Consider the following 19922-nt stretch of genomic DNA (forward strand, 5'->3'; position numbering starts at 1 on the left):
GCCGATCCCCCGCCCTTGCGTAACCCGAACGCCGTGCCAGGGGCGCTTGTCTCAGTTGCGTGCGGTCAGCTGCGGGGCCGGTAACGAGGGCGGCCAGCGGAGGCGGCCGCCCAGGTTGAGCCAAGACAGGCAGATACCGCCTTAAAAAACGATCATTTCCGATGGGCGGATTCAAGTGTCTCGAAAACGGACAGAACGGAGGCCTGCATCGCCGATTGCGAGAAGAATTTCTGCGAAAATGCTATTTGAGCTCTGGATTGCGTCATCCAGAGCTCATCGTCGGAGAGAAGTTTTTCCAAGGCTCCCGCTATTTTGGCTGCGGTGTCGTGGACGGGGACGACCTCCGCCAGGCCGACAATGCCCTGGGCGCCTACGGACGTCGTGACGAGCGGCAGGCCATGACTCAGCGCCTCGATTACTTTGCCTTTTACGCCTGCGCCGAAGCGAAGAGGCACGACCGCCGCGCGATGTTGTCCATATAGCGCGGTCAAAGCTTCATCCGTCACGAAGCCGGTCACGACCACCGAGGGCGACGCAAGGGCCTTCACGGCATCCGTCGGATTGGAGCCGGCCAGGACCACTTTGATCGACCCCAGTCTTGGTTCCAGAAGCGGGATGACCTCTTTGATCAGGAACATCGCCGCGTCGACATTGGGCGGATGGGCGAAGCCGGCGACAAACAGAATGCTCCGCTCAGAGGGCGCTGCACTCCGAGCGGGGAATGAATCGAAGAAGAAGGGTACAATCGATCTGGCCAAGACATTCGGGTCCATCGCGCGGACCGCGGCGGCTTCCTCTTCGGAAGGATAGACGATCAGATCGAAATTGCGCCAAAGGCGGCGTTCCAGGCGCTCCATGGCCGAGGCCTCGAGAGCCAGTTTCGCATCTCCGGACTTGCTGGCCTGCTGCATCATGCGGACAAAATGAAGATCAACGCCGTAGTAACTCAACAGAGCATTGGTGTTTTTGACCAGAGTGGAAATCACTTCGATCGCAACCGTGGGGCGAACGACCAGAGCATGGTCCAGCTCCGAGCCATTTTCTTCAATCCAGTGATCGAAGGTGCCGGGGTATCGGTTATCGATGACTTCAATTCCGATGGCTTCCATAAGGCCGGCATAAAGCGGATTATGCGCGCGGTTATGCGGCCAGAATTTCACCTGCCAGCCCGCGTTAACCAGGCTTTTGATAATTCCCATCACGCTTCGAGACCCAGCATCGCGATCGGGCTCAGGCGTATAGTGGTCAATGACCAGGATGACCTTGCGCGCCTTCGCGCGATCCCGTGCGCGCAGCATGTGCGTGGCGTTGGGATAATGCTCGGAGGCCAGCAATTCGCTCCAGAAGGATCGAATGGACGCTTGGTTCGAAACCTGATGAGCCTTCATCCCGACGGCAACATTGGTTCCATGCGACATACCCTCATGATGAAACACGACCGATCGAGGTTCATAGAGGACTTTGAATCCATGCGCGCGAATCCTGATCGCCAGGTCCACATCTTCATAATAGGCTGGTTTCAGTCTCTCATCGAAGCCATTTAATTCATGGAAGAGTGATTGCCGAACCATGATCGAGGCGCCGGAACAATAATCAGTTTCCCGGACATAGTTATACTCCGGTCGGGAGGCATCGTCGCCTCGGCCGTAATTCCACCCCGAACCGTCATTCCAAAGAATGCCGCCAGCCTCTTGAAGTCGACCGTCACTGAATAACAGCTTGGAGCCAACCAAGCCGACATTAGAACGACTATCCAGCAAATTTACCAGGGCATCGATCGAATTTGTCAGAAGTTCCGTGTCGTTATTTAGAAAATAAAGATACTTCCCCTTTGCCAAGGCGGCTGCCTTGTTACAGCTAAGTAAAAATCCTAAATTAACATCATTTTTTACGTATGCAATTCCGCTGACTTTTCCGATTTCTTTCATATTCTCGATGCCAGGATAGGCGTCGTCTACAACGATCACTTCTATTCCGCATTTGGGCTCGCTTCGGGCGATGGAATTCAAGCAAGCAAGCGTGACCTTCAATTGCCCATATGTTGAAATAATAATCGAAATTTTTGGATCATCTGACGATTTTATCTTGATATCTTCCGCGCGCAGATCAGGCGCCAACGCGGACGCTAGGATCGAAATCCCCGACTGGACCTGGGCATTTGCCGGCTGTCGACGAGCATCTCGTCTCATCCGGTAACGAGTCGGCAGCTGTAACGTGACGGTCCACCATGCGACCTTCAGCGTTAGCCGAACTGCGTGCGTCAGCCAGGGCGCACGGCGAGCTGCGGCACGCACGGGCGAGGTTGCCCGCCAAATTGTGCTGGCTTCAATCTCGCGAAGACGGCCTTCCGTATCGGAGCGGACCTGCTCCAGGCCGACAATCCGCTCCTGCAATTCACCAATGCTCTGCTCAGCACGCACGGTTCGAGTATTACTCTCCGAAAGTCGTGCCTCAATCATCTCGACCTTCTCATGGGCGGCTTTCAAGCCAGTTTCCGCCTGAAACCTCATGGAGGCGTCGGTATCGAGATCGTTTCTGTAAATATAAATGCTATTTGGCAAAGGAGGTAAGGTCGAATTAGAAGCCAAGGCGACGATATAAGGCGCGCGCAATAATTTCCTGCTGCCATCAATGGTATCATTCCCTCGCCGTTCATAGATGAAGGGCAGATCGTTTTGATCTGATCCAGATATGATGGAGCCTATGATCGCCCTTTGGGCAGCGAAAGTAAAATTATGAAAATATCTTTGAAGTAACTCACTGAATTCTGAGGAGTTTAATTCTTTAACATGATATGGATTGGCCGGTATTCCGGGGGCTGAATACACTTCGCTATCGGGAGTGCTGATGATCAGCATGCCCTCAGGTCGAAGGACACGGCGGATCTCGCCCAAAAACTGATCTTGTTCAGCCAAATGTTCCAGGGTTTCGAAGGAAACTACAACATCAATGGAACTATCAGGGATGTTCAGGGAGCGAGCATCACCTTCTTCATAGCGAAGATTCGACCTCGCAAACTCCCGGCGAGCGACTGTGACTGCATTGGGATTGATTTCAATCCCAATCGCGGAATTGGCGACCTGGGCCAGGAGCGCCGTCCCATAACCTTCGCCGGCAGCGACATCCAATACGTCTTTGCCGCGGCAGAATTCGCGCGCTAAAAAGTAACGATGATAGTGTTCGATCTCAACTTGGCCGGATATAGAAGACGTGAGTCTTTCACCGCTGAATAATAACGGATCGGCTGCCGCCTCGCGGCGAAACAATTCACCCATGATTCACTCGATGCTCATATACGGTCTCGCCTGACTAGCGAGGAAGAACCATAGGCGCAAGGGCGTTGGGCCTTGGCATGCCGAAGGGGATATTCGACGTTCCAATGGTTCGAACGATGTCCGTCATTCGAAATGAATCGCTTGGCTCGACAGGACATGTCCGCCCGATAGGCCAAGGTGGGCGCAACATTCCATTCACGCCCAACTTCTTCCGATCGTTCATCCCAGGTGGCCTATATGGCGACGCGCCCCCCCCCCCCCGGGAGGCGGGCCGCCTTTCCATGTCAGAGGACGTCGGCGAAGCCCGGCCGCAGGCGCTGGAAGAGCCAGAACGATAGCGCGAGCGCCGTCAGTGAGCAGACAGTGTAGAGCGCAAGGCTGAAGAAATCGGGCAGGCCACCAAAGACGATCACGGTGCGCGACTGCTCGACGATGGAGGTCAGGGGATTAAGCCGCATCAGTGTACGGAAGGCGCCGGGAACGGCGTTCAGGGGATAGAAGATCGGAGTTAGAAAGAGCGTCACCGTGATGAGCAGTGACACGATCTGGGAGAGATCGCGCAGAAAGATGCCGCAGGCCGAGAAGAATATCACCAACGCAACCACGAAGATCAGATAGGGCGCAATGACGAGTGGCCAGAGAAGGGCGGTCCAGTGCACCACGCCATTGAGGAGCAATTGGCCAACCACCACGATCGCCACAGTGATCACCGCGTTGACGATCGCCGTGGCGACGGCCACCACCGGCAGGATCTCGATGGGAAATATGACCTTGGTGACGTAGCTCGCCTGGCTGAGGATCAAGGTCGGTGCGCGCCCAACGGCCTCAGCGAAGATGCCGTGCACCGCCATGCCAACGAGAAGCAGGATGGCGAAGTCGAAGGGGCCTGTCGGCGTGGCGCCGCCCCAGCGCGTCTGGAAGACCGCGCTGAAGACAAAGGTGAAGACGGCCGCGGTTAGCAGCGGCGTCAGCAGCATCCAGGCGATTCCGAGAACGCTGCCCTGGAACCTTTGAGAGACCTCGCGTTTCGCGAGACGGAGGATCAATTCCTGGTGAGCGACTACGGAGCGGAAAAAGCTCCACAGGTCCGGGTTCTGTCGGCGCATGCCTTTGATACTGGTCCGTGCTGATGGATCGGAGGCTTAGGCCCGGCCCGTGGCGTGGGTCAAGCCGAAGGTCTGCATCCGTAGGGGCGGACCATAGTCAGGCTGCGCCCTCAGCCGATCCGTTCCTTCCAGTCGTTCAACGTCGTGGCGAGCGTCCGCTCCCAGGGCACTTGCGGTGCCCAGCCGAGCACGCGCGCCGCCGCCGAGGCATCTCCTTGGGTTCGCAGAACGTCGGTCGGCCGCATCCGCCCCTCATCGGCTTCGACGCGCGGCGCGACGCCTGCAAGCCGCAGCAGATCTGTCAGGATATCGCCCACTCGCTTGGGGTGGCCGGTGGCCAGATTGAAGACCGCCCCCGGCTCCAGACGGTCGCCCGCCTGCAGGGCCGCGACATAACCGGCGCAGACATCGGCCACGTCGAGAAAGTCGCGCCAACGCTCCAGTGCTCCGACCCGCAGCACCGGCTCCTGCCGGCCGGCGGCGATCAGCGCGGCCTGGCGGGCGAAGGCAGCAACCACGAAGGCATCGGCCTGGCCGGCTCCCGTGTGATTGAAGGGGCGCATCCGCACGCCGCGCAGGCCGCGCAGGGACATTTCGCCGATCGCGATGTCAGCCGCGGCCTTGGAGGCGGCGTAGGGGTTGGTTGGACGCAATGGGGCGTCCTCGGCCAGCGGCTGGCCGTCCTGGAAGGAAAGTCCATAGACTTCGGCGGAGGAGGCATGGACGAAGAGCGCCCCGCCGGCGCGCTCCCGCACCGCCTCGGCCAGAGCCAGCGTGCCGAACAGGTTCGCCCGCCAGGTTCGCAGTGGATCCTTGAAGCTCTCGCCCACCGCCGCCAAGGCCGCGAGGTGCACGATGCCGTCGGGCGCCGCCCGCTCGACGGCCGGCGCGCAGGAGGACGGGTCCAGCAGGTCGAGCGACACGACTTCGTCCCAACCGGGAACCGCCTCGCCATGGGAGGTCGCGATCAGCCGCGCTTCGGGGAAGGCGGCGCGCAGCGCGAGGCGCAGATGTCCGCCGACGAAGCCCGACGCGCCGGTGACCAGGATCCGCTTCACGCGGTTCAGCGGATCCGGGCGCGGTGGCGGGCCAGATCGGCCTCCACCATCTCGACGATCATCTCCTCGAGGGTGACGGTCGCTTCCCAGCCCAGCTTCTCGCGGGCCTTGGTCGGGTCGCCCAGGAGCACGTCCACCTCGGCGGGGCGCATGAACTGCGGATCGACCTTGACGAACTCCTCGTAGTCCAGGCCGACATAGGCGAAGGCGATGCGGCACATGTCGCGCACGCTCACCGTCCGCCCGGTCGCGACCACATAGTCGTCCGGCGTGTCCTGCTGGAGCATCAGCCACATGGCGCGGACATAGTCGCGCGCATGGCCCCAGTCGCGCGTGGCGTCGAGATTGCCCATCGCCAGCTCGGTCGCGAGGCCGAGCTTGATGCGCGCCGCCGCGTCGGTGACCTTGCGGGTGACGAATTCGATGCCGCGCAGCGGGCTCTCATGGTTGAACAGGATGCCGCTGGAGGCGTGCAGGCCGAAGCTCTCGCGGTAATTGATCGTCATCCAATGCGCGTAGAGCTTGGCCACCGCATAAGGGCTACGCGGGTAGAAGGGCGTGGTCTCGCTCTGCCGCGCCTCCTGGATGCGCCCGTACATCTCGGAGGACGAGGCCTGATAGAAGCGCGCGCCCGGCGCGGCGAGGCGCACCGCCTCCAGCACATTGTGCGCGCCCATGGCGGTGACATTGCCGGTCAGCAGCGGCTGGTTCCAGGAGGTCTTCACGAAGGATTGCGCCCCGAGGTTATAGACCTCGTCCGGCTTCACCTCCTGCATGGCGCGAATGAGGCTGGAAAGGTCCGACAGGTTTCCGTCCACCATGCGGACTTGCCCCGCGATGCCCAGCCACCGAAGGCGTTCGTCGATGACCTCCGCGGAAGCGGAGCGCCGCAGGAAACCGTAAACCTCGTACCCTTTGTCGAGCAGAAATTGGGAGAGGTAGGCTCCGTCCTGACCGGTAACCCCCGTGACCAAAGCCTTCACCATCATCGTCCTATCGCCGTGCTCACGCCAATATGTCTTGAAAACGTAGCCTTTGCCATGGCTTGTCCCCAGAGGGAGTCATACTGCACGGCGTGTTCATCTGCCAGGACGTCGTCGGCTGACGGGGCGGGAAGGGCGTGCGAGGGGGGGCATGGGGCCGGGAACGATCTGAGCCGGAAGCGGTCGCGAAGTTTAAGCTCCCCGACCCTCACCGAGGTGTCTGGGACACGATCGAGCATCTCGCCCGGCCGGACCTCTTCCTCGCCAAGGCTGCGCAGGACCTGAAGCCCGGCGGCCATATCGCCATCACGACCGGCGATATCGGCAGCCTCTTCGCGCGTTTCCGCGGCAAGGGCTGGCGGATGATCCATCCGCCGACGCATCTGCACTACTTCTCGGCCAAGTCGCTGAGCGCGCTGCTGGAGCGCACGGGCTTCGAGGTGGTGCATGTCAGCCATCCAGGCGTGACGCGCAACGTGCAATCGGCGCTCTACATCATCCTCGCGCTCAAGCTCGGCATGCCGGGGCTGTTCCGCCTGGTGCGGGTGATGCGGATCTTCGACTTCTCGCTGACGGTCAACCTGCACAACATCATGTTCTTCGTCGCGCGCCGGCGCGTCTGATGGCCCTTCGCCCGGCCGAAGCAGGACTTCTGGTGGTGCATGTCCTGCTGAGCGTGGGCGGGCTGCTGCTCATCAAGACGCAGGCCTCGCAGCTGAAGCTGGCCTGGCAGCGCCAGGACACGCTCTGGCCCATGAGCGGCCTGCTGGCGCTCGGCGCGGCCTGCTACATCGGCGGCTTCCTGATCTGGATGATCGTGCTCGCGCGCAACGAGCTCTCCGTCGTCTATCCCATCGCCGTGGGCGCCACCCTCGCGCTCTCCAGCATCGCGGCGGCGATGCTGCTCGGCGAGACGCTGAGTCTGCTGCGGCTCGCCGGCATCGCCTGCATCATGCTGGGCGTCGTGGTGATCGTCCGCAGCTGAGGCGTCAGCCCGGCCGCGGCGCAGCCTGCAGCGCGGCGATGCGAGGCAGGATGCCGCCCCCGGCGAGATCCTCGACCTCCTCCGCGGTGTCGATGCGGCAGATCAGCTCCACCCGGTGCTCGCCGATCCGCGCCGCGATCGTGCCGCCCGGCCGCAGCGCGCCGGGCAGGCCGATGAGGTCCACCGTCTCCTCGCCCGTCAGCCCGAGCGTCTCCGCGCTCACGCCCTCGGGGAAGGCCAGCGGCAGCACGCCCATAGCGACGAGATTGGCGCGATGGATGCGCTCGAAGCTGCGCGCGATCACCGCGCGGATGCCCAGGATGCGCGTGCCCTTGGCGGCCCAGTCGCGCGCGGAACCCGCGCCGTAATTCCGCCCGGCGATGACGAGGCTGGCCACGCCGGCCCTGGCATATTCCATCGCCGCCTGATGGATGGTGACGATCTCCTCGCCCGGAAGCAGCCGCGTGAAGCCACCCTCGCGGCCCCCGGCGAGGCGGTTACGCAGGCGCAGATTGGCCAGGGTGCCGCGCGCCATCACCTCATGGTTCACCCGCCTTGCGCTATAGGATTGCAGGTCGTCGCGCGGCGTTCCGTTCGCGAGGAGATAGGCCGCGGCCTCCGATTCCGGCGGGATGCGCGAGACGGGGGAGATGTGGTCCGTCGTCACGTCGTCGCCGAGCAAAGCGAGGATGCGTGCGCCCAGCACGTCGCCGACCAGCTGCGGCGACGAGGCGGCGAAGGGCGGCGGGCGGAGGAAGCCGCTGCCGGGATTCCAGCCGAAGCGCTCGCCCGGCGCGGCCGGCATCGCGCGCCAGGCGGGCGGTCCCTCGAAAGCGTCGGCGGCGCGCGCGCGGAAGAGGGCAGGGCGCAGGGCGGCCTCGGCCTCCGCGACCGCCGCGTCGCTGGGCCAGAGCTCTTCCAGCATCACCGGTCGGCCCTGCGCATCCTCGCCGACCGGCTCGCGCATCAGGTCGCGCCGCAGCGTGCCGGCCAGGGCATAGGCGACGACCAGCGGCGGCGAGGCGAGGTAGCCGAGGCGGCAGAGCGGATGCACGCGGCCCTCGAAATTGCGGTTGCCCGAGAGCACGGCGGCCACGCTCAGCCCCTCCGCGCGGATGGCGCTCTCGATGGCGGGATCCAGCGGGCCGGAATTGCCCATGCAGGTCATGCAGCCATGGCCGGCGAGGCTGAAGCCCACGGCCGCGAGATCCTCGAGCAGCCCGGCCTCCGCGAGATAATCGGTGGAGACGCGCGAGCCGGGCGAGAGCGAGGCCTTAACCCAGGGCGGGGCGACCATGCCGCGCTGCCGCGCCGCGCGGGCGAGGAGCCCGGCGCGCAGCATGACGGAAGGGTTCGCCGTGTTGGTGCAGCTCGTGATCGCGGCGATGGCGATGTCGCCATCGCGGATCACGGCGTTCTCGGCGCCGTCGCGCGTGGAGGGGAGGGTGGCGGGGATCTCGGGCAGCCGCCGGCGCTCGGTGGGGCGGGAGGGGCCGGCCATGCAGGGCTGCACGCTGGCAAGATCGAAGCGCAGCGCTTCGTCGAAGTCGCGCCCGCCATCGTCGCGCCAGAGGCCCTGGGCCCTGGCATAGGCCTCGACCAGCGTGACCTTGTCCTCGCTGCGTCCGGTCAGGCGCAGGTAGCGCAGCGTCTCCTCGTCCACCGGGAAGAAGCCCATGGTCGCGCCGTATTCCGGCGCCATGTTGGCGACTGTCGCGCGATCGGGCAGCGAAAGCCGGTCCAGCCCCGGGCCTTCGAACTCCACGATCTTGCCGACCACGCCGTGGTTGCGCAGCACCTCGGTCAGAGTGAGGGCGAGGTCGGTCGCCGTGACGCCCGCGGAGAGCCGGCCTTCCAGCGTGACGCCGACTACGCGCGGCACGCGCATCGCGACGGCGCGGCCGAGCATCGCCGCCAGTGCCTCGATGCCGCCCACGCCCCAGCCCAGCACGCCGAGCGCGTTCACCATGGTGCTGTGGCTGTCCGTGCCGAGCATGGTGTCGGGGAAGGCGAGACCGTCGCGCAGGACCACCGTCTCGGCGAGAATCTCCAGATTCACCTGATGGCAGATGCCCATGCCGGGCGGCACCACGCGCAGCTTGCGGAAGGCGCCCTCGGCCCAGCGGATGAAGCCGTAGCGCTCGGCATTGCGGCGGAATTCGATGACGAGATTCTGCTCGGCCGCATCGGGTGTGCCGTGATGGTCGACCTCGACGGAATGGTCCACCACGAGGTCGACCGGGATCAGGGGTTCCACCGTGGCGGGTTCGGCGGCGGTGTCCCGCAGGGTGGCGAGGTCGGCCAGGACGGGCACGCCGGAGCTGTCCTGCATCAGGATGCGGGCAGGGTGCAGGCGGATGGTCGCCTCGGCGGAGCGCGCGGCGATGGCGGCGGCGCCGGCTGCGTCGTCATGGCGCAGCGCGTCCTCGGCGAGGATCCGCAGGCTGGCCGGCAGGCGCGCGAAGGCGGGGCCCAGCGGGATGTGGTCGATGCCGGGCCGAAGGGGGCGACGGCCGATCATCGGCTGAACCCGGCACGGCGATGCGATGGTTCGTTCCTCATGCGGCGATGTTGGGCAAAGCCGTGCCGCTTCGGAAGGGATGGAAGCGCGGAAAGCGCGTTGCGAAGCACCAAAGCGAATCGGCAGCGGATGTCTCCGCAACGATGCGTCCAACGCATGAAGATTCTCGGAGCAAATCCCGATGCGCGACGTTCTCGGATGGATCAAATCCGGCGAATCTGCATGGCATAGAATGGTATTGCCGCGGCACTGATTGAGGGAGGTGATAATTCAGCCTCAAATATTGGTCACTGCACAATACTACACATAATTTTACACTTCACGTCGCCCTTCTTTTCAACCATCGGTTTACAATAGGCCCCGCAACCCAATCCAGGGGGCGATGTTGCCGATCTCCGATGCCCATCATGCCGAGCCTATCCTTGCGGTTTCGGCTGAACTCGAAGGCGTGGCGGATATCCTCGTTGCCATCAGAGACGCCGCGCGCGGAAATCCCATGATCCTGGAGCTTGTCTCCGCGGCCATGTTCCATCTGAAATCCGCTGGTCCGGTCCTGGTGAGCGCGCAGGCGATGGCTGCTGAGATGCACGTCGCCGCTTGAGGCCGCCGCGCTTGCGTGCCCCGCAAGAAAGACGATCCTCCCCGAAACCTTCCGCGGCCTTCGCCGTTTTGGCCGGCGGAGGGTTTGATGCACCAGGATCTTTGGGGACGTTCACGCGCCATCGTTGCGATGCTGCGAACGGAAATTGAACGGCGTTCACGCGACGCTAGAGGCGATCGAGGCGAGATTGCCCGCGCCGTATTGCAGGAACTTACGCCGCCTGGCTGGCGCTATCAGATTTATCCGCGCACGGGGAATGACGGGCCGGATTTCATGCTGATCCCCGCGGCCTTCGCCGCCTGAATCACCGGAGCGGGCGTGACCCGCGCCGCCTTGGCTACATTCGCCTGCCATTCGAGGAATTCGATCTCGGCGCATCGGGCCGGATCTTCGTTCCGAAAACAAGGATATCCGCCGCTCGCGCAATCGAGCGCGAAGCTGCGCAGTTCCTCGTCGGAAATCCCTGGCCCCATTCTGCCTGAGGACAGTTCGAAGAATCGCGCGGCATAGGCATGGATCCACCGCTCAGGCGCGGAAGGGATCGGGTTGGATGTCGTGTCCATGAGGCGGCGTCCAGCGGTTCGTCCAGGCGGCTGGGCACCGCCTTCAGGACGAAAACGCGGAAAGTGTTCGCAGGTTGTAGGGTTGTCTAATTTTCGGGGATTTAATCCAGTTCGCGAAGGAAGTCCCGCAAGGTCTCGCGCCAGAGCCGCGCGTTGCCTGTGGTGCCATGGCCGCTGGTCGCCGTGCTGGCCGGGATGAGGAGCAGGCAGCTGCCGGGAAGCCGTGCCAGCGCCGCCTCCAGCAAACCCGTCTCGGGCGGATTGCGCTCGTCATCGGCGGCATTGATGGCGAGCACGCGGGCCTGAATGCGCTCCAGACGCGCCGCGGCGTCGAAGTCGCGCGAGGCATCCCACTGATAGACGTAGTCGTTGGCATCCGCCGTCACCGGGGCGGCAAGGCGGGCCTCCACCATCGCATCGGCCGCCGCGCGGGTGGGCGCCGCCGCCTGGAGCGCGAGGGTGCCGCCGTTGGTCGCCATGTTGAACATCGCGCCCGCCATCCGCAGCGAGGGCGGCTGCGTGGTGTAGTTGCCGCCGGCATAGGCGGGGTCCTGGCGGATCGCTTCCACCAGCAGCCGGCGCATCATCCAGTTGCGCGCTGCCATCGGGGTGGGCTGCGCGGCCATCGGCACGATCGCGTCCATGAATCCGGGATGGGTCGTCCCCCAGAGCCAGGCGTGCATGCCGCCCATGGAATTGCCGAGCACAAGGCGCAGGTGGCCCAGGCCCAGCCCCTCGCTGACGAGGCGATGCTGGGCCGCCACCATGTCCGCGTAGTTGTAGCGCGGGAAGGTGGCCCGCATCCCGTCCGAGGGCTTGGATGAGCGCCCGGTGCCGATGGCGTCGGGCAGGATGAGGAAGTGGCGCGCGGCATCCAGCGGCTGGCCCGCGCCGAAGAGCTCGCCGGCGAAGGCGGGCGTCAGCAGGCTGCGCGCCGAACCGCCCGTTCCGTGCAGCACCAGCACCGGGATGCCCGAGGGATCGCCGATGGTGGTGTAGCCCAGCCGAAGCTCGGGCATGACCTCGCCGGTGTGGAAGCGGAAGTCGCGCGCGATCCAGCTGGCTTCGCGCGGCGTGGGATATTCAGCGGACATGGCCGGCAGGGTGGCGAGGATGAGGCCGGCAAGCAAGACGAGGCGCCGGGGCGCCAAGGCTCGACAGGACGCCCCGTGGCCCGCATCGTCGCCGCAGTTCAACGTCGAGAAATCCTGGGAGGGAATCGCCATGATCCACGAGCTCCGCATCTACCACTGCATCTCTGGCCGTCTGCCCAAGCTGCTGAACCGCTTTGAGACGATCACGCTCGAGCTCTGGAAGAAGCACGGTATCCGCCAGGCCGGCTTCTGGACAGTGGCGATCGGCGATTCCAACCAGGACCTCTATTACCTGCTCGAATGGGAATCGCTCGCCGAGCGCGACACGAAATGGGCCGCCTTCCAGTCCGATCCCGACTGGATCGCCAAGCGCGCGCAGACCGAGGCGGATGGCCCGATCGTGTCCACCATCAGCAACCTGATCCTGCAGCCGACGGCCTTCTCGTCGGTGAAGTGACGCGAGGCGCCGGGCGGGATCGACCGCCCGGCGCCCTGACGTCGTTCAGAACTCGCGCAGGTTGTCGCGGAACTGCGCGTGGCCATAGGCCTTGCGCGCCAGGCCGCGGGCCTGGAGCGCGGGAACCAGCCCGTCGGCAATCTCGGCCACCGCGCGGCGGCTGACGTCGTTGGTGGAGATGAGGAAACCGTCCCCGCCGATCTCCTCCATGGCCTCGCCCATCTGCGCCGCCACGCTGTCCGGCGTGCCGACCAGCGGCACCGAGCCCGAGGTGCCGCGATAGCTCAGCATGGCCTGCCGCAAGGACTTGCTGCCGACCGTCCGCTTGAAGTCGTCCAGCGTCGCCTGATGGCCGTTGGTCTGCAGGTTCAGCGTGTCCACCGGCGCGTCGAGGTCGTAATTCGCGAAGTCGATATTCGTGATCTTGCCGAAGAAGGCGAGCAGGATGGGCAGCTGCGCCTCGGCCCGCGCGGCCTTCTGCTTCTGCCGCAGCTGCGCCTCCTCCCTCGTGTCGCCGAGGATGGGCGTGACCAGGAACAGCACCTTGATCTCGTCGGGATCGCGGCCCTGCGCGGCGGCGCGGGCGCGCACGTCGTCGCGATAGGCCTTCATGGCGGCCGTGCCCTTGATGCTGGCGACAATGGTGTCGGCGTGGAGCGAGGCGAATTGCCGCCCGCGCGGACTGCCGCCGGCCTGCGCGATCACCGGGCGCCCCTGCGGGCAGGGGCCGGAATTGAGCGGGCCGCGGCAGCTGTACCACTTGCCCTCGAAGTCGACGCTGTGGACCTTGGTGTGGTCGACCAGCACGCCGGTTTCGGTATTGGCGACGAGCGCACCGGGCTCCCAGCTGTCCCACAGCCCGTTCACCACCTGCATGTATTCGTCGGCCATGTCGTAGCGCAGGTCGTGCTCGGGCAGGCCGCCCTTGAAGCCGTAGTTCTTCGCGGCATAGTCGCTGCTGCCGGTGACCATGTTCCAGCCGATGCGCCCCGAGGAGGCCTGGTCCATCGAGGCGATCATGCGCGCCAGCAGATAGGGCGGATGGGTGAAGGTCGCGAAGGTCGGCACGATGCCGATGCGCGAGGTCGCGGCAGCCATCAGCGTCGCGGTCACGGCCGGGTCCTGGCGCGGGACGGCCAGGCCGTTGGTCAGATAGACCTCGCGCGAGCCGCCATAGCTCTCGCCGATATAGGAGCTGTCCTCGATCAGTACATAGTCGAAGCAGGCGCGCTCCAGCGCGCGCGCCATGTCGGTGAAGAGCTCGGGCTTCATCCAGTCGCGGCCGATGGCGCCGGTCCAGGGTTCGCCCCAGGCCTGCACGGAGGAGCCCTGGAGAAACCAGCCCAGATGGAAGGGACGCGTCATGGGGTCGAAGCCTTTCCGGCGGTCGGTCGTATCGCGGACGTGACTGTGTTCAGGCCAGCGGGCCAATCCATCCGACGCCTGGTCGGGGAACGGGGAACGCAACGAAAGAGGGCCATGCAGACTCCGGCAAAGGGACTGGGACAGGCCGTGCGATGTTGACTGGCGATTGCCGCGAACTATGGGCGAGGGACCTCCAGCGCGCAACGACCCACGCCGGGCGAGAGGGGTCATTGCGGTGCGGCGTGGGCCGTGGTGATCTGCGCGCGGGAGATTTCGCTGGCATTGCGGCAACCGAATAGGGTTGCCTCCGGAACGCTCGTGGCATGAGCCGCGACCGACGGGCGCATGTGCAGGAGATTTGGGATGCAGAGCTTCCAGCAGGATTGCGTCGAATTGGCGCTCCGGAAATTCCGTCGTGGCGAGGTGGACCGCCGTACGCTGCTGGCGGGCCTGGCCGCCCTCGGCGCCATGCCCTTCGCCGGCAACGACGCGAGCGCCCAGGCCGCGCGCCAGCTCGTGATGGTGAATTGGGGCGGGCTCGCCAATCAGGGCTTCGGCACCAATTACGGCGATCCCTTCGTGGCGGCGAACCCCGGCTGGCGCGTCACGCAGGACAGCACGGGCCCCTCGGCCGGGCGCATCCGCTCGATGGTGGAAAGCGGCCGCGTCACCTGGGATCTCTGCGACAGCTCGGCGACCTCGGCCGTTCTTCTCGGCGGGCTGAACCTGCTGAACCGCATGGACTACGGCGTCATCAAGCGCGAGGACGTGATCGGCCCGACCTTCGCGATGGAATACGGCGCGGCGCCCTACTCCTTCAGCAGCGTGCTCGTCTATGACAGCAGCAAGTTCCCCGAGGCGCCCACGAGCTGGGCCGACTTCTGGAACCTGCAGAAGTTCCCCGGCACGCGCCTGCTGCGCCGCGACGCGGCCGGCGCGCTGGATGCGGCGCAGCTCTCGCTCGGCAAGGATCCGGCGAACCTCTATCCGCTCGACGTGCGCGCCAGCCTGGCGCGGGTGCGCGAAATCCGGCGCAACCTGGTCTTCTGGACGGGCGGTGCGGAATCCGAGCAGTTCATGCGCACGGGCGAGGCGGTGATGGGCCAGATCTGGCACACCCGCGCGAAGGTCCTGGAGCAGGAGAGCAACGGGCGCTTCAAGTTCATCTGGAACGGCGGAATCCTGCAGCCCGGCATCTTCGTGATCCCGCGCGGAAACCCGGGCGGCGCCGTGGCGCAGCAGCTGCTGGCCTCGATGCTGGCGGGGGCGGAGAAGCAGGTGGAGCTGCTGAAATTCCTCGGCAACGGCCCGACCAATCCGCGCGCCGCCGCGGTGGTGCCCGAGGAGTTCCGCCGCTTCAACCCGACCGATCCGGCCAATGCCCGCTTGCAGGTGGCGCAGGACGGCAATTGGTGGGGGGCCAACTACCAACGGGTGAATGCCGATTACGTCGATATGGTGACGGGCTGATCGCGTGATCCTCGTCGTGCAATCCGGCGGCGCCGAGGCGGTGCCGGAATGGCGGGACTGCTTTGCCGAGCTCGTCCCGGGCCTCGAGGTCGTGGGCTGGGACGATCCCGCCTTGCGTCCCGAGGCGGTGGATTACGCCCTCGTCTGGGATCCCGATCCAGCGCGTCTCGCGGCGCTGACCTCGCTGCGCGCGGTCTTCTGCTCCGGGGCCGGGGTGGAGCATCTCGTCGCCAATCCCGGCCTGAAGCCCGGCGTGCCGGTGGTGCGCTGCGTGCCGCCCGAGGCGGGGCAGCGCATGGGCGAATATGTCTGCTGGGCGGTGCTCGCTCTGGCCAAGGAGGCGCGCCGCGCGGCGCTGCTCCAGGCCGAGCGCCGCTGGGAGTATTACGAGCCCTATCTCTCGGCTGCCGATCGCCGCGTGGGCATCATGGGCATGGGCCATATGGGCCAGCGCGCGGCCGAGATGCTGCGCGGCCTGGGCGTTCAGGTGCAGGGGCTGGTCGCGGCTCGCGCAAATCCATCCCCGGCGTGCAAAGCTTCGCCGGGCCGGGCGAGTTCGACGCCTTCCTGGCGACGAGCGAGGTGCTGGTCTGCCTGCTGCCCTCCACGCCCGAAACCGACGGGCTGATCGCCGCGCCGCTCCTGGCGAAACTGCCGAAGGGGGCGTCGCTGGTGCAGGCCGGCCGCGGCGCGCACCACGTGCTGCCCGATATCCTGGCGGCGCTGGATTCCGGCCAGCTCTCGGGCGCGATCCTCGACGTCTTCGCGCCCGAGCCGGTGCCGCCCGAGGATCCCGTCTGGACGCATCCTCGCGTCCTGGTCACGCCGCATCTCGCGAGCGTTCCCAACCGCCCCGAGCGCGCCCGCTACATCGCCGGCGTCATCCACGCCCTGCGGCGCGGCGAGGCGCCCGCCCATCTCTACGACCCTGCACGAGGTTACTGACATGTCCGCCCTTCCGCCGCCCCCGGTGAAGCCCGATCCCGCCCATATCCAGAGCGAACAGGAGATCCGCGAGGACCTGGCCGCCGCCTATCGCCTGATCGCGCATTTCGGCATGACGGATCTGGTCTTCACCCATCTCTCCGCGCGCGTGCCCGGCGAGGGGCATCGCTTTCTGGTGAATCCCTATGGCCTGATGTTCGAGGAGATCACCGCCTCCAGCCTTGTGGTGGTCGATGCCGATGGCGAGCCGAAGCAGGCGACGAGCTGGCCGGTGAATCCCGCCGGCTTCGTCATCCACTCGGCCGTGCATCGCGAGCGGCATGACGCGATGTGCGTGATGCACACCCACACCTTGGCCGGCATGGCCGTGGCCGCGCAGAAGGGCGGGCTGCTGCCGCTCAACCAGATAAGCATGGAGTTCGACGGGCGCGTCGCGATCCACGGCTATGAGGGCGTCGCGGCGGACGACAACCTCTCCGAGCGCGAACGCCTGGTGCGCGATCTCGAGGACAAGCCCTGCATGATCCTGCGCCATCACGGGCTGATGACCGTGGGGCAGACCGTCGCCGAGGCCTTCTACTGGATGTATTATCTGGAGCAGGCCTGCCGCATCCAGCTCGCCGCGCAATCCTCAGGTGCCGAGCTCGAACTGCCTTCGGCCGAAACCGTTGCTCGCACGAGCGCGCAGTTCTCGATGGGGCCGACCAAGGGCTGGCTGCCCTGGCAGGCGCTGCGCCGCAAGCTCGACCGCGAGCAGCCGGATTATCGCAATTGAGCCAATCCGGACACGCCCTCGCGATCCGGGGACTCACCAAACGCTACGGCCAGTTCACCGCCGTGGACGACGCCTCGCTGGAGGTCGCGCAGGGGCAGTTCCTGACACTGCTCGGCCCCAGCGGCTCAGGCAAGACGACCATCCTGATGGCGGTGGCGGGCTTCGTGGAGCCCTCGGCCGGCGCCGTGCTGCTGGACGGGCGCGACATCACGCCGCTGCCGCCCGAGAAGCGCGAGTTCGGGATGGTCTTCCAGGGCTATGCGCTCTTCCCGCATATGAGCGTGGCGGACAACGTGGCCTTCCCGCTGCGCGTGCGGGGCCAGTCGCGCGCCGATCGCGACGGCAAGGTGCGCGCGGCGCTGGACCTCGTGCAGCTCGGCCAGTTCGCCGACCGCCTGCCCAAGCAGCTTTCGGGCGGCCAGCAGCAGCGCGTGGCGCTGGCGCGCGCGCTGGTCTTCGATCCCATGCTGCTGCTGCTGGACGAACCATTGTCCGCGCTCGACAAAAAGCTGCGCGCGGAGCTCCAGGAGGAGCTGAAGGCGCTGCACCGGCGCATCGGGCGCACCTTCATCAACGTCACGCATGACCAGGAGGAGGCGCTCTCGCTTTCCGACACCATCGCCATCCTCAACCATGGCAGGCTGGTGCAGGTCGGCGGTCCGACGACGCTTTATGAACGGCCTCGCACGCGCTTCGTCGCGGACTTCCTGGGCAAGTCGAACTTCCTCGAAGGGGTCGTGCGCGCGCGGACGGCGGAGGGCTTCGTGCTCGAAGCCGGGCCGATCCAGCTGCACGTCCACGGCGAAGGGCCGGGCGAGGGATCGCGCGCGCTGCTCTCGCTGCGGCCGGAGAAGATCGCGCTGCTGGGCGAAGGCGAGACGGCCGAGAACATGGTCGAGGGCCGCATCCGCGCCTGGTCCTATCTCGGCGCCGGTTTCTCGCTGGTGGTCGCGACCGAGCATCTCGGCGAGATCCGCGCGGTGCTGCCCGCCTGGCGATCGGCGATCGCGCCCGCGGAGGGCCTGCCGGTTCGCCTCGGCTGGCCGCCGGATGCGGCCGTTCCCGTCGAGGAGGATGCGCCATGACGCGCACGGGGCTCGGCTGGTGGTTGCTGATCCTGCCGGCAGTGCTGCTGTTGCTGGTCTTCTACGTCGCGCCCATCGCCCAGGTTCTGGCGATCAGCTTCTCCGAGCCAGAGCCCGGCCTGGGCAATTACGAGCGGCTCCTCACCTCGGAGAGCATGCAGCGCGTCATCCTGACGACTTTGCGCATCTGCCTCATCACGACCTTCTTCGCGCTGCTGCTCGGCTATGCCGTGGCCTATGCCATCACCCTCGCCAGTCCGCGCGCGCGGAGCTGGTGGATGATGGCCGTTCTCGTGCCGCTCTGGATCTCCGTTCTCGTGCGCGCCTTCGCCTGGGTCACGTTGCTGCGCCGGCAGGGGCTGGTGAACGAAACGCTGCTGCGCTGGGGCTTCATTTCCGAGCCGCTGGCGCTGGTGTGGAACGAGTTCGGCATCCTCATCGGCATGATCCACTACATGGTGCCCTTCGCGGTGCTGCCGATGCTCTCGGCCATGCGTGAGATCGATCCGCGCCTGCTGGCCGCCGCGCGCGGCCTGGGCGCCACGCGGGCGCAGGTGTTCCGCCAGGTCTTCCTGCCGCTTTCCATCCCGGGCGTGATCGCCTCGGGCGTGCTGGTCTTCATCTTCTCGCTGGGCTTCTACATCACCCCGGCCATCCTCGGCGGCGGCAAGACGCTGATGGTCGCGGAGTGGATCAGCCTGCAGATCCTGGACCTCATCCGCTGGGGACTCGGCACCATGATGGCGACCATGCTCATCGTCGCCATCCTGGTGACGCTGGCGGTATTTTCCCGCGTCGTGGATTTGCGGCGCATGTTCGGGGCGGGCGGCTGATGCACGGAACCTATGGCGCTGGCCCGGCCGGACGCGGGCTGGCCTGGGCGACGGCGCTCTATCTGGTGCTGCCCATCCTGATCGTGATCCCGGTGGCGCTGACCGACCAGCGCTACCTCTCGCTCCCGCAGGACGGCATCAGCTTCCGCCATTTCGCGACGGTGCTGAGCTCCGAGGAATGGCTCGGCTCCATCTGGCAGTCCTTCACCATCGCGCTCGCGGCGACGGCGCTGGCGGTGAGCGCGGGCACGCTCTGCGCGATCGGGTGCTGGCGCATCTCGCGCCGCTCGACCGACCTCATCCGCGTGCTGATGCTGCTGCCGCTCATCATCCCCTCGATCGTCTATGCGATCGGGCTCTACCGCTATTTCGGCCCGCTCGGATTGCTCGACCGCTTCTTGGGCGTGGTGCTCGCGCATGGCGTCACGGGCATTCCCTACGTGGTGATCACCGTCTCGACGGCGCTGTCCGGCTTCGATCCCCGGCTGGAGCAGGCGGCGCGCAGCATGGGGGCGTCGCTCTCGCAGACCCTGCGCTGGGTGATCCTGCCGCGTGTCATGCCGGGCATCGTCTCGGGCGCGATCTTCGCCTTCATCCACTCCTGGGACGAGCTGGTGATGGTGCTCTTCATCGCGAGCCGCGAAGTCTTCACCCTGCCGCGCCGCATCTGGGACGGGATCAACGAGAACCTCGACCCGGCCATGGCCGCCGTGGCCGTGCTGATGGTGGCCTTCACCTTGCTGCTGCTCCTCGGCGACCGCGCGCTGCGACGGCGCTCCGAGGCGGGGTGACCTCGAGGCGTTCCC

The 19922-nt window shown here is 65.7% G+C and carries 17 protein-coding genes and 1 pseudogene; 10 read left to right on the top strand and 8 right to left on the bottom strand.

What is annotated here, in order from left to right:
• Nucleotides 1-152: 152 nt before the first annotated feature.
• The 4 genes from ACO057_RS02465 to gmd all read right to left on the bottom strand — a co-directional run bounded on the left by ACO057_RS02465 (nucleotide 153) and on the right by gmd (nucleotide 6425).
• Nucleotides 153-3275 carry a methyltransferase domain-containing protein gene (locus ACO057_RS02465; RefSeq protein ID WP_421988764.1) on the bottom strand — a complete coding sequence of 1041 codons (3123 nt, stop codon included), beginning with the start codon at nucleotides 3273-3275 and terminating at the stop codon, nucleotides 153-155.
• Nucleotides 3276-3559: 284 nt separating this feature from the next.
• Nucleotides 3560-4381 carry an ABC transporter permease gene (locus ACO057_RS02470; RefSeq protein WP_421988765.1) on the bottom strand — a complete coding sequence of 274 codons (822 nt, stop codon included), beginning with the start codon at nucleotides 4379-4381 and terminating at the stop codon, nucleotides 3560-3562.
• 110 nt (nucleotides 4382-4491) lie between these two features.
• Entirely contained in the window at nucleotides 4492-5439 is a 948-nt protein-coding gene (locus ACO057_RS02475; protein WP_421988766.1) for a GDP-mannose 4,6-dehydratase, read from the bottom strand.
• Between the two features lie 5 nt (nucleotides 5440-5444).
• Nucleotides 5445-6425 carry a GDP-mannose 4,6-dehydratase gene (gmd, locus tag ACO057_RS02480; RefSeq protein WP_421988919.1) on the bottom strand — a complete coding sequence of 327 codons (981 nt, stop codon included), beginning with the start codon at nucleotides 6423-6425 and terminating at the stop codon, nucleotides 5445-5447.
• A 134-nt stretch (nucleotides 6426-6559) separates the two neighbouring features.
• Here gmd and ACO057_RS02485 point away from each other — a divergent pair, with 134 nt between their 5' ends.
• Together ACO057_RS02485 and ACO057_RS02490 are read left to right on the top strand one after the other, a co-directional pair.
• Nucleotides 6560-7045: a methyltransferase domain-containing protein gene (locus tag ACO057_RS02485; RefSeq protein ID WP_421988767.1), complete on the top strand. Its 486-nt coding sequence runs from the start codon at nucleotides 6560-6562 to the stop codon at nucleotides 7043-7045.
• Nucleotides 7045-7407 (top strand): hypothetical protein, encoded by a 363-nt coding sequence (locus tag ACO057_RS02490; RefSeq protein WP_421988768.1) that lies wholly within the window; start codon nucleotides 7045-7047, stop codon nucleotides 7405-7407. Before ACO057_RS02485 ends, ACO057_RS02490 begins: the two co-directional genes overlap by 1 nt.
• Nucleotides 7408-7411: 4 nt before the next feature.
• On the opposite strand, the gene acnA is transcribed toward ACO057_RS02490, so the two are convergent.
• Nucleotides 7412-9928 carry an aconitate hydratase AcnA gene (gene acnA / locus ACO057_RS02495; protein WP_421988769.1) on the bottom strand — a complete coding sequence of 839 codons (2517 nt, stop codon included), beginning with the start codon at nucleotides 9926-9928 and terminating at the stop codon, nucleotides 7412-7414.
• Between the two features lie 382 nt (nucleotides 9929-10310).
• On the opposite strand from acnA, the gene ACO057_RS02500 reads away from it, so the two are divergent.
• On the top strand, nucleotides 10311-10529 hold the full coding sequence (locus ACO057_RS02500) for a hypothetical protein (RefSeq protein WP_421988770.1): 219 nt from the start codon (nucleotides 10311-10313) through the stop codon (nucleotides 10527-10529).
• Nucleotides 10530-10768: 239 nt separating this feature from the next.
• Here the strand turns inward: ACO057_RS02500 and ACO057_RS02505 are convergent, their stop codons facing one another.
• Together ACO057_RS02505 and ACO057_RS02510 are read right to left on the bottom strand one after the other, a co-directional pair.
• Entirely contained in the window at nucleotides 10769-11092 is a 324-nt protein-coding gene (locus ACO057_RS02505; protein ID WP_421988771.1) for a hypothetical protein, read from the bottom strand.
• A gap of 101 nt (nucleotides 11093-11193) precedes the next feature.
• Nucleotides 11194-12318, bottom strand: coding sequence for an alpha/beta fold hydrolase (locus ACO057_RS02510; protein ID WP_421988772.1), 1125 nt, complete (start codon nucleotides 12316-12318; stop codon nucleotides 11194-11196).
• Between ACO057_RS02510 and ACO057_RS02515 the strand changes: the two genes are divergently transcribed.
• Complete coding sequence (locus ACO057_RS02515) at nucleotides 12317-12643, top strand: NIPSNAP family protein (RefSeq protein WP_421988773.1); 327 nt, start codon at nucleotides 12317-12319, stop codon at nucleotides 12641-12643. The genes ACO057_RS02510 and ACO057_RS02515 overlap by 2 nt on opposite strands.
• A gap of 45 nt (nucleotides 12644-12688) precedes the next feature.
• On the opposite strand, the gene ACO057_RS02520 is transcribed toward ACO057_RS02515, so the two are convergent.
• On the bottom strand, nucleotides 12689-14008 hold the full coding sequence (locus tag ACO057_RS02520) for an NtaA/DmoA family FMN-dependent monooxygenase (protein WP_421988774.1): 1320 nt from the start codon (nucleotides 14006-14008) through the stop codon (nucleotides 12689-12691).
• A 363-nt stretch (nucleotides 14009-14371) separates the two neighbouring features.
• Here ACO057_RS02520 and ACO057_RS02525 point away from each other — a divergent pair, with 363 nt between their 5' ends.
• The 6 genes and pseudogenes from ACO057_RS02525 (at nucleotide 14372) to ACO057_RS02550 (ending at nucleotide 19907) form a co-directional block, all read left to right on the top strand.
• Complete coding sequence (locus tag ACO057_RS02525; protein ID WP_421988775.1) at nucleotides 14372-15478, top strand: extracellular solute-binding protein; 1107 nt, start codon at nucleotides 14372-14374, stop codon at nucleotides 15476-15478.
• A 295-nt stretch (nucleotides 15479-15773) separates the two neighbouring features.
• A pseudogene (locus ACO057_RS02530) lies at nucleotides 15774-16423 on the top strand (NAD(P)-dependent oxidoreductase).
• Nucleotide 16424: 1 nt separating this feature from the next.
• Nucleotides 16425-17198 (top strand): class II aldolase/adducin family protein, encoded by a 774-nt coding sequence (locus ACO057_RS02535; protein WP_421988776.1) that lies wholly within the window; start codon nucleotides 16425-16427, stop codon nucleotides 17196-17198.
• A complete protein-coding gene (locus ACO057_RS02540) occupies nucleotides 17195-18283 on the top strand; it encodes an ABC transporter ATP-binding protein (protein ID WP_421988777.1) in 1089 nt (362 codons plus the stop codon). Before ACO057_RS02535 ends, ACO057_RS02540 begins: the two co-directional genes overlap by 4 nt.
• Nucleotides 18280-19116 (top strand): ABC transporter permease, encoded by an 837-nt coding sequence (locus ACO057_RS02545; RefSeq protein ID WP_421988778.1) that lies wholly within the window; start codon nucleotides 18280-18282, stop codon nucleotides 19114-19116. The genes ACO057_RS02540 and ACO057_RS02545 overlap by 4 nt, the downstream gene beginning before the upstream one ends.
• Nucleotides 19116-19907 carry an ABC transporter permease gene (locus ACO057_RS02550; protein ID WP_421988779.1) on the top strand — a complete coding sequence of 264 codons (792 nt, stop codon included), beginning with the start codon at nucleotides 19116-19118 and terminating at the stop codon, nucleotides 19905-19907. Before ACO057_RS02545 ends, ACO057_RS02550 begins: the two co-directional genes overlap by 1 nt.
• Nucleotides 19908-19922: the final 15 nt, after the last annotated feature.

The organism is Roseococcus sp., from assembly GCF_965227005.1.
Taxonomy (GTDB): Bacteria; Pseudomonadota; Alphaproteobacteria; order Acetobacterales; family Acetobacteraceae; genus Roseococcus.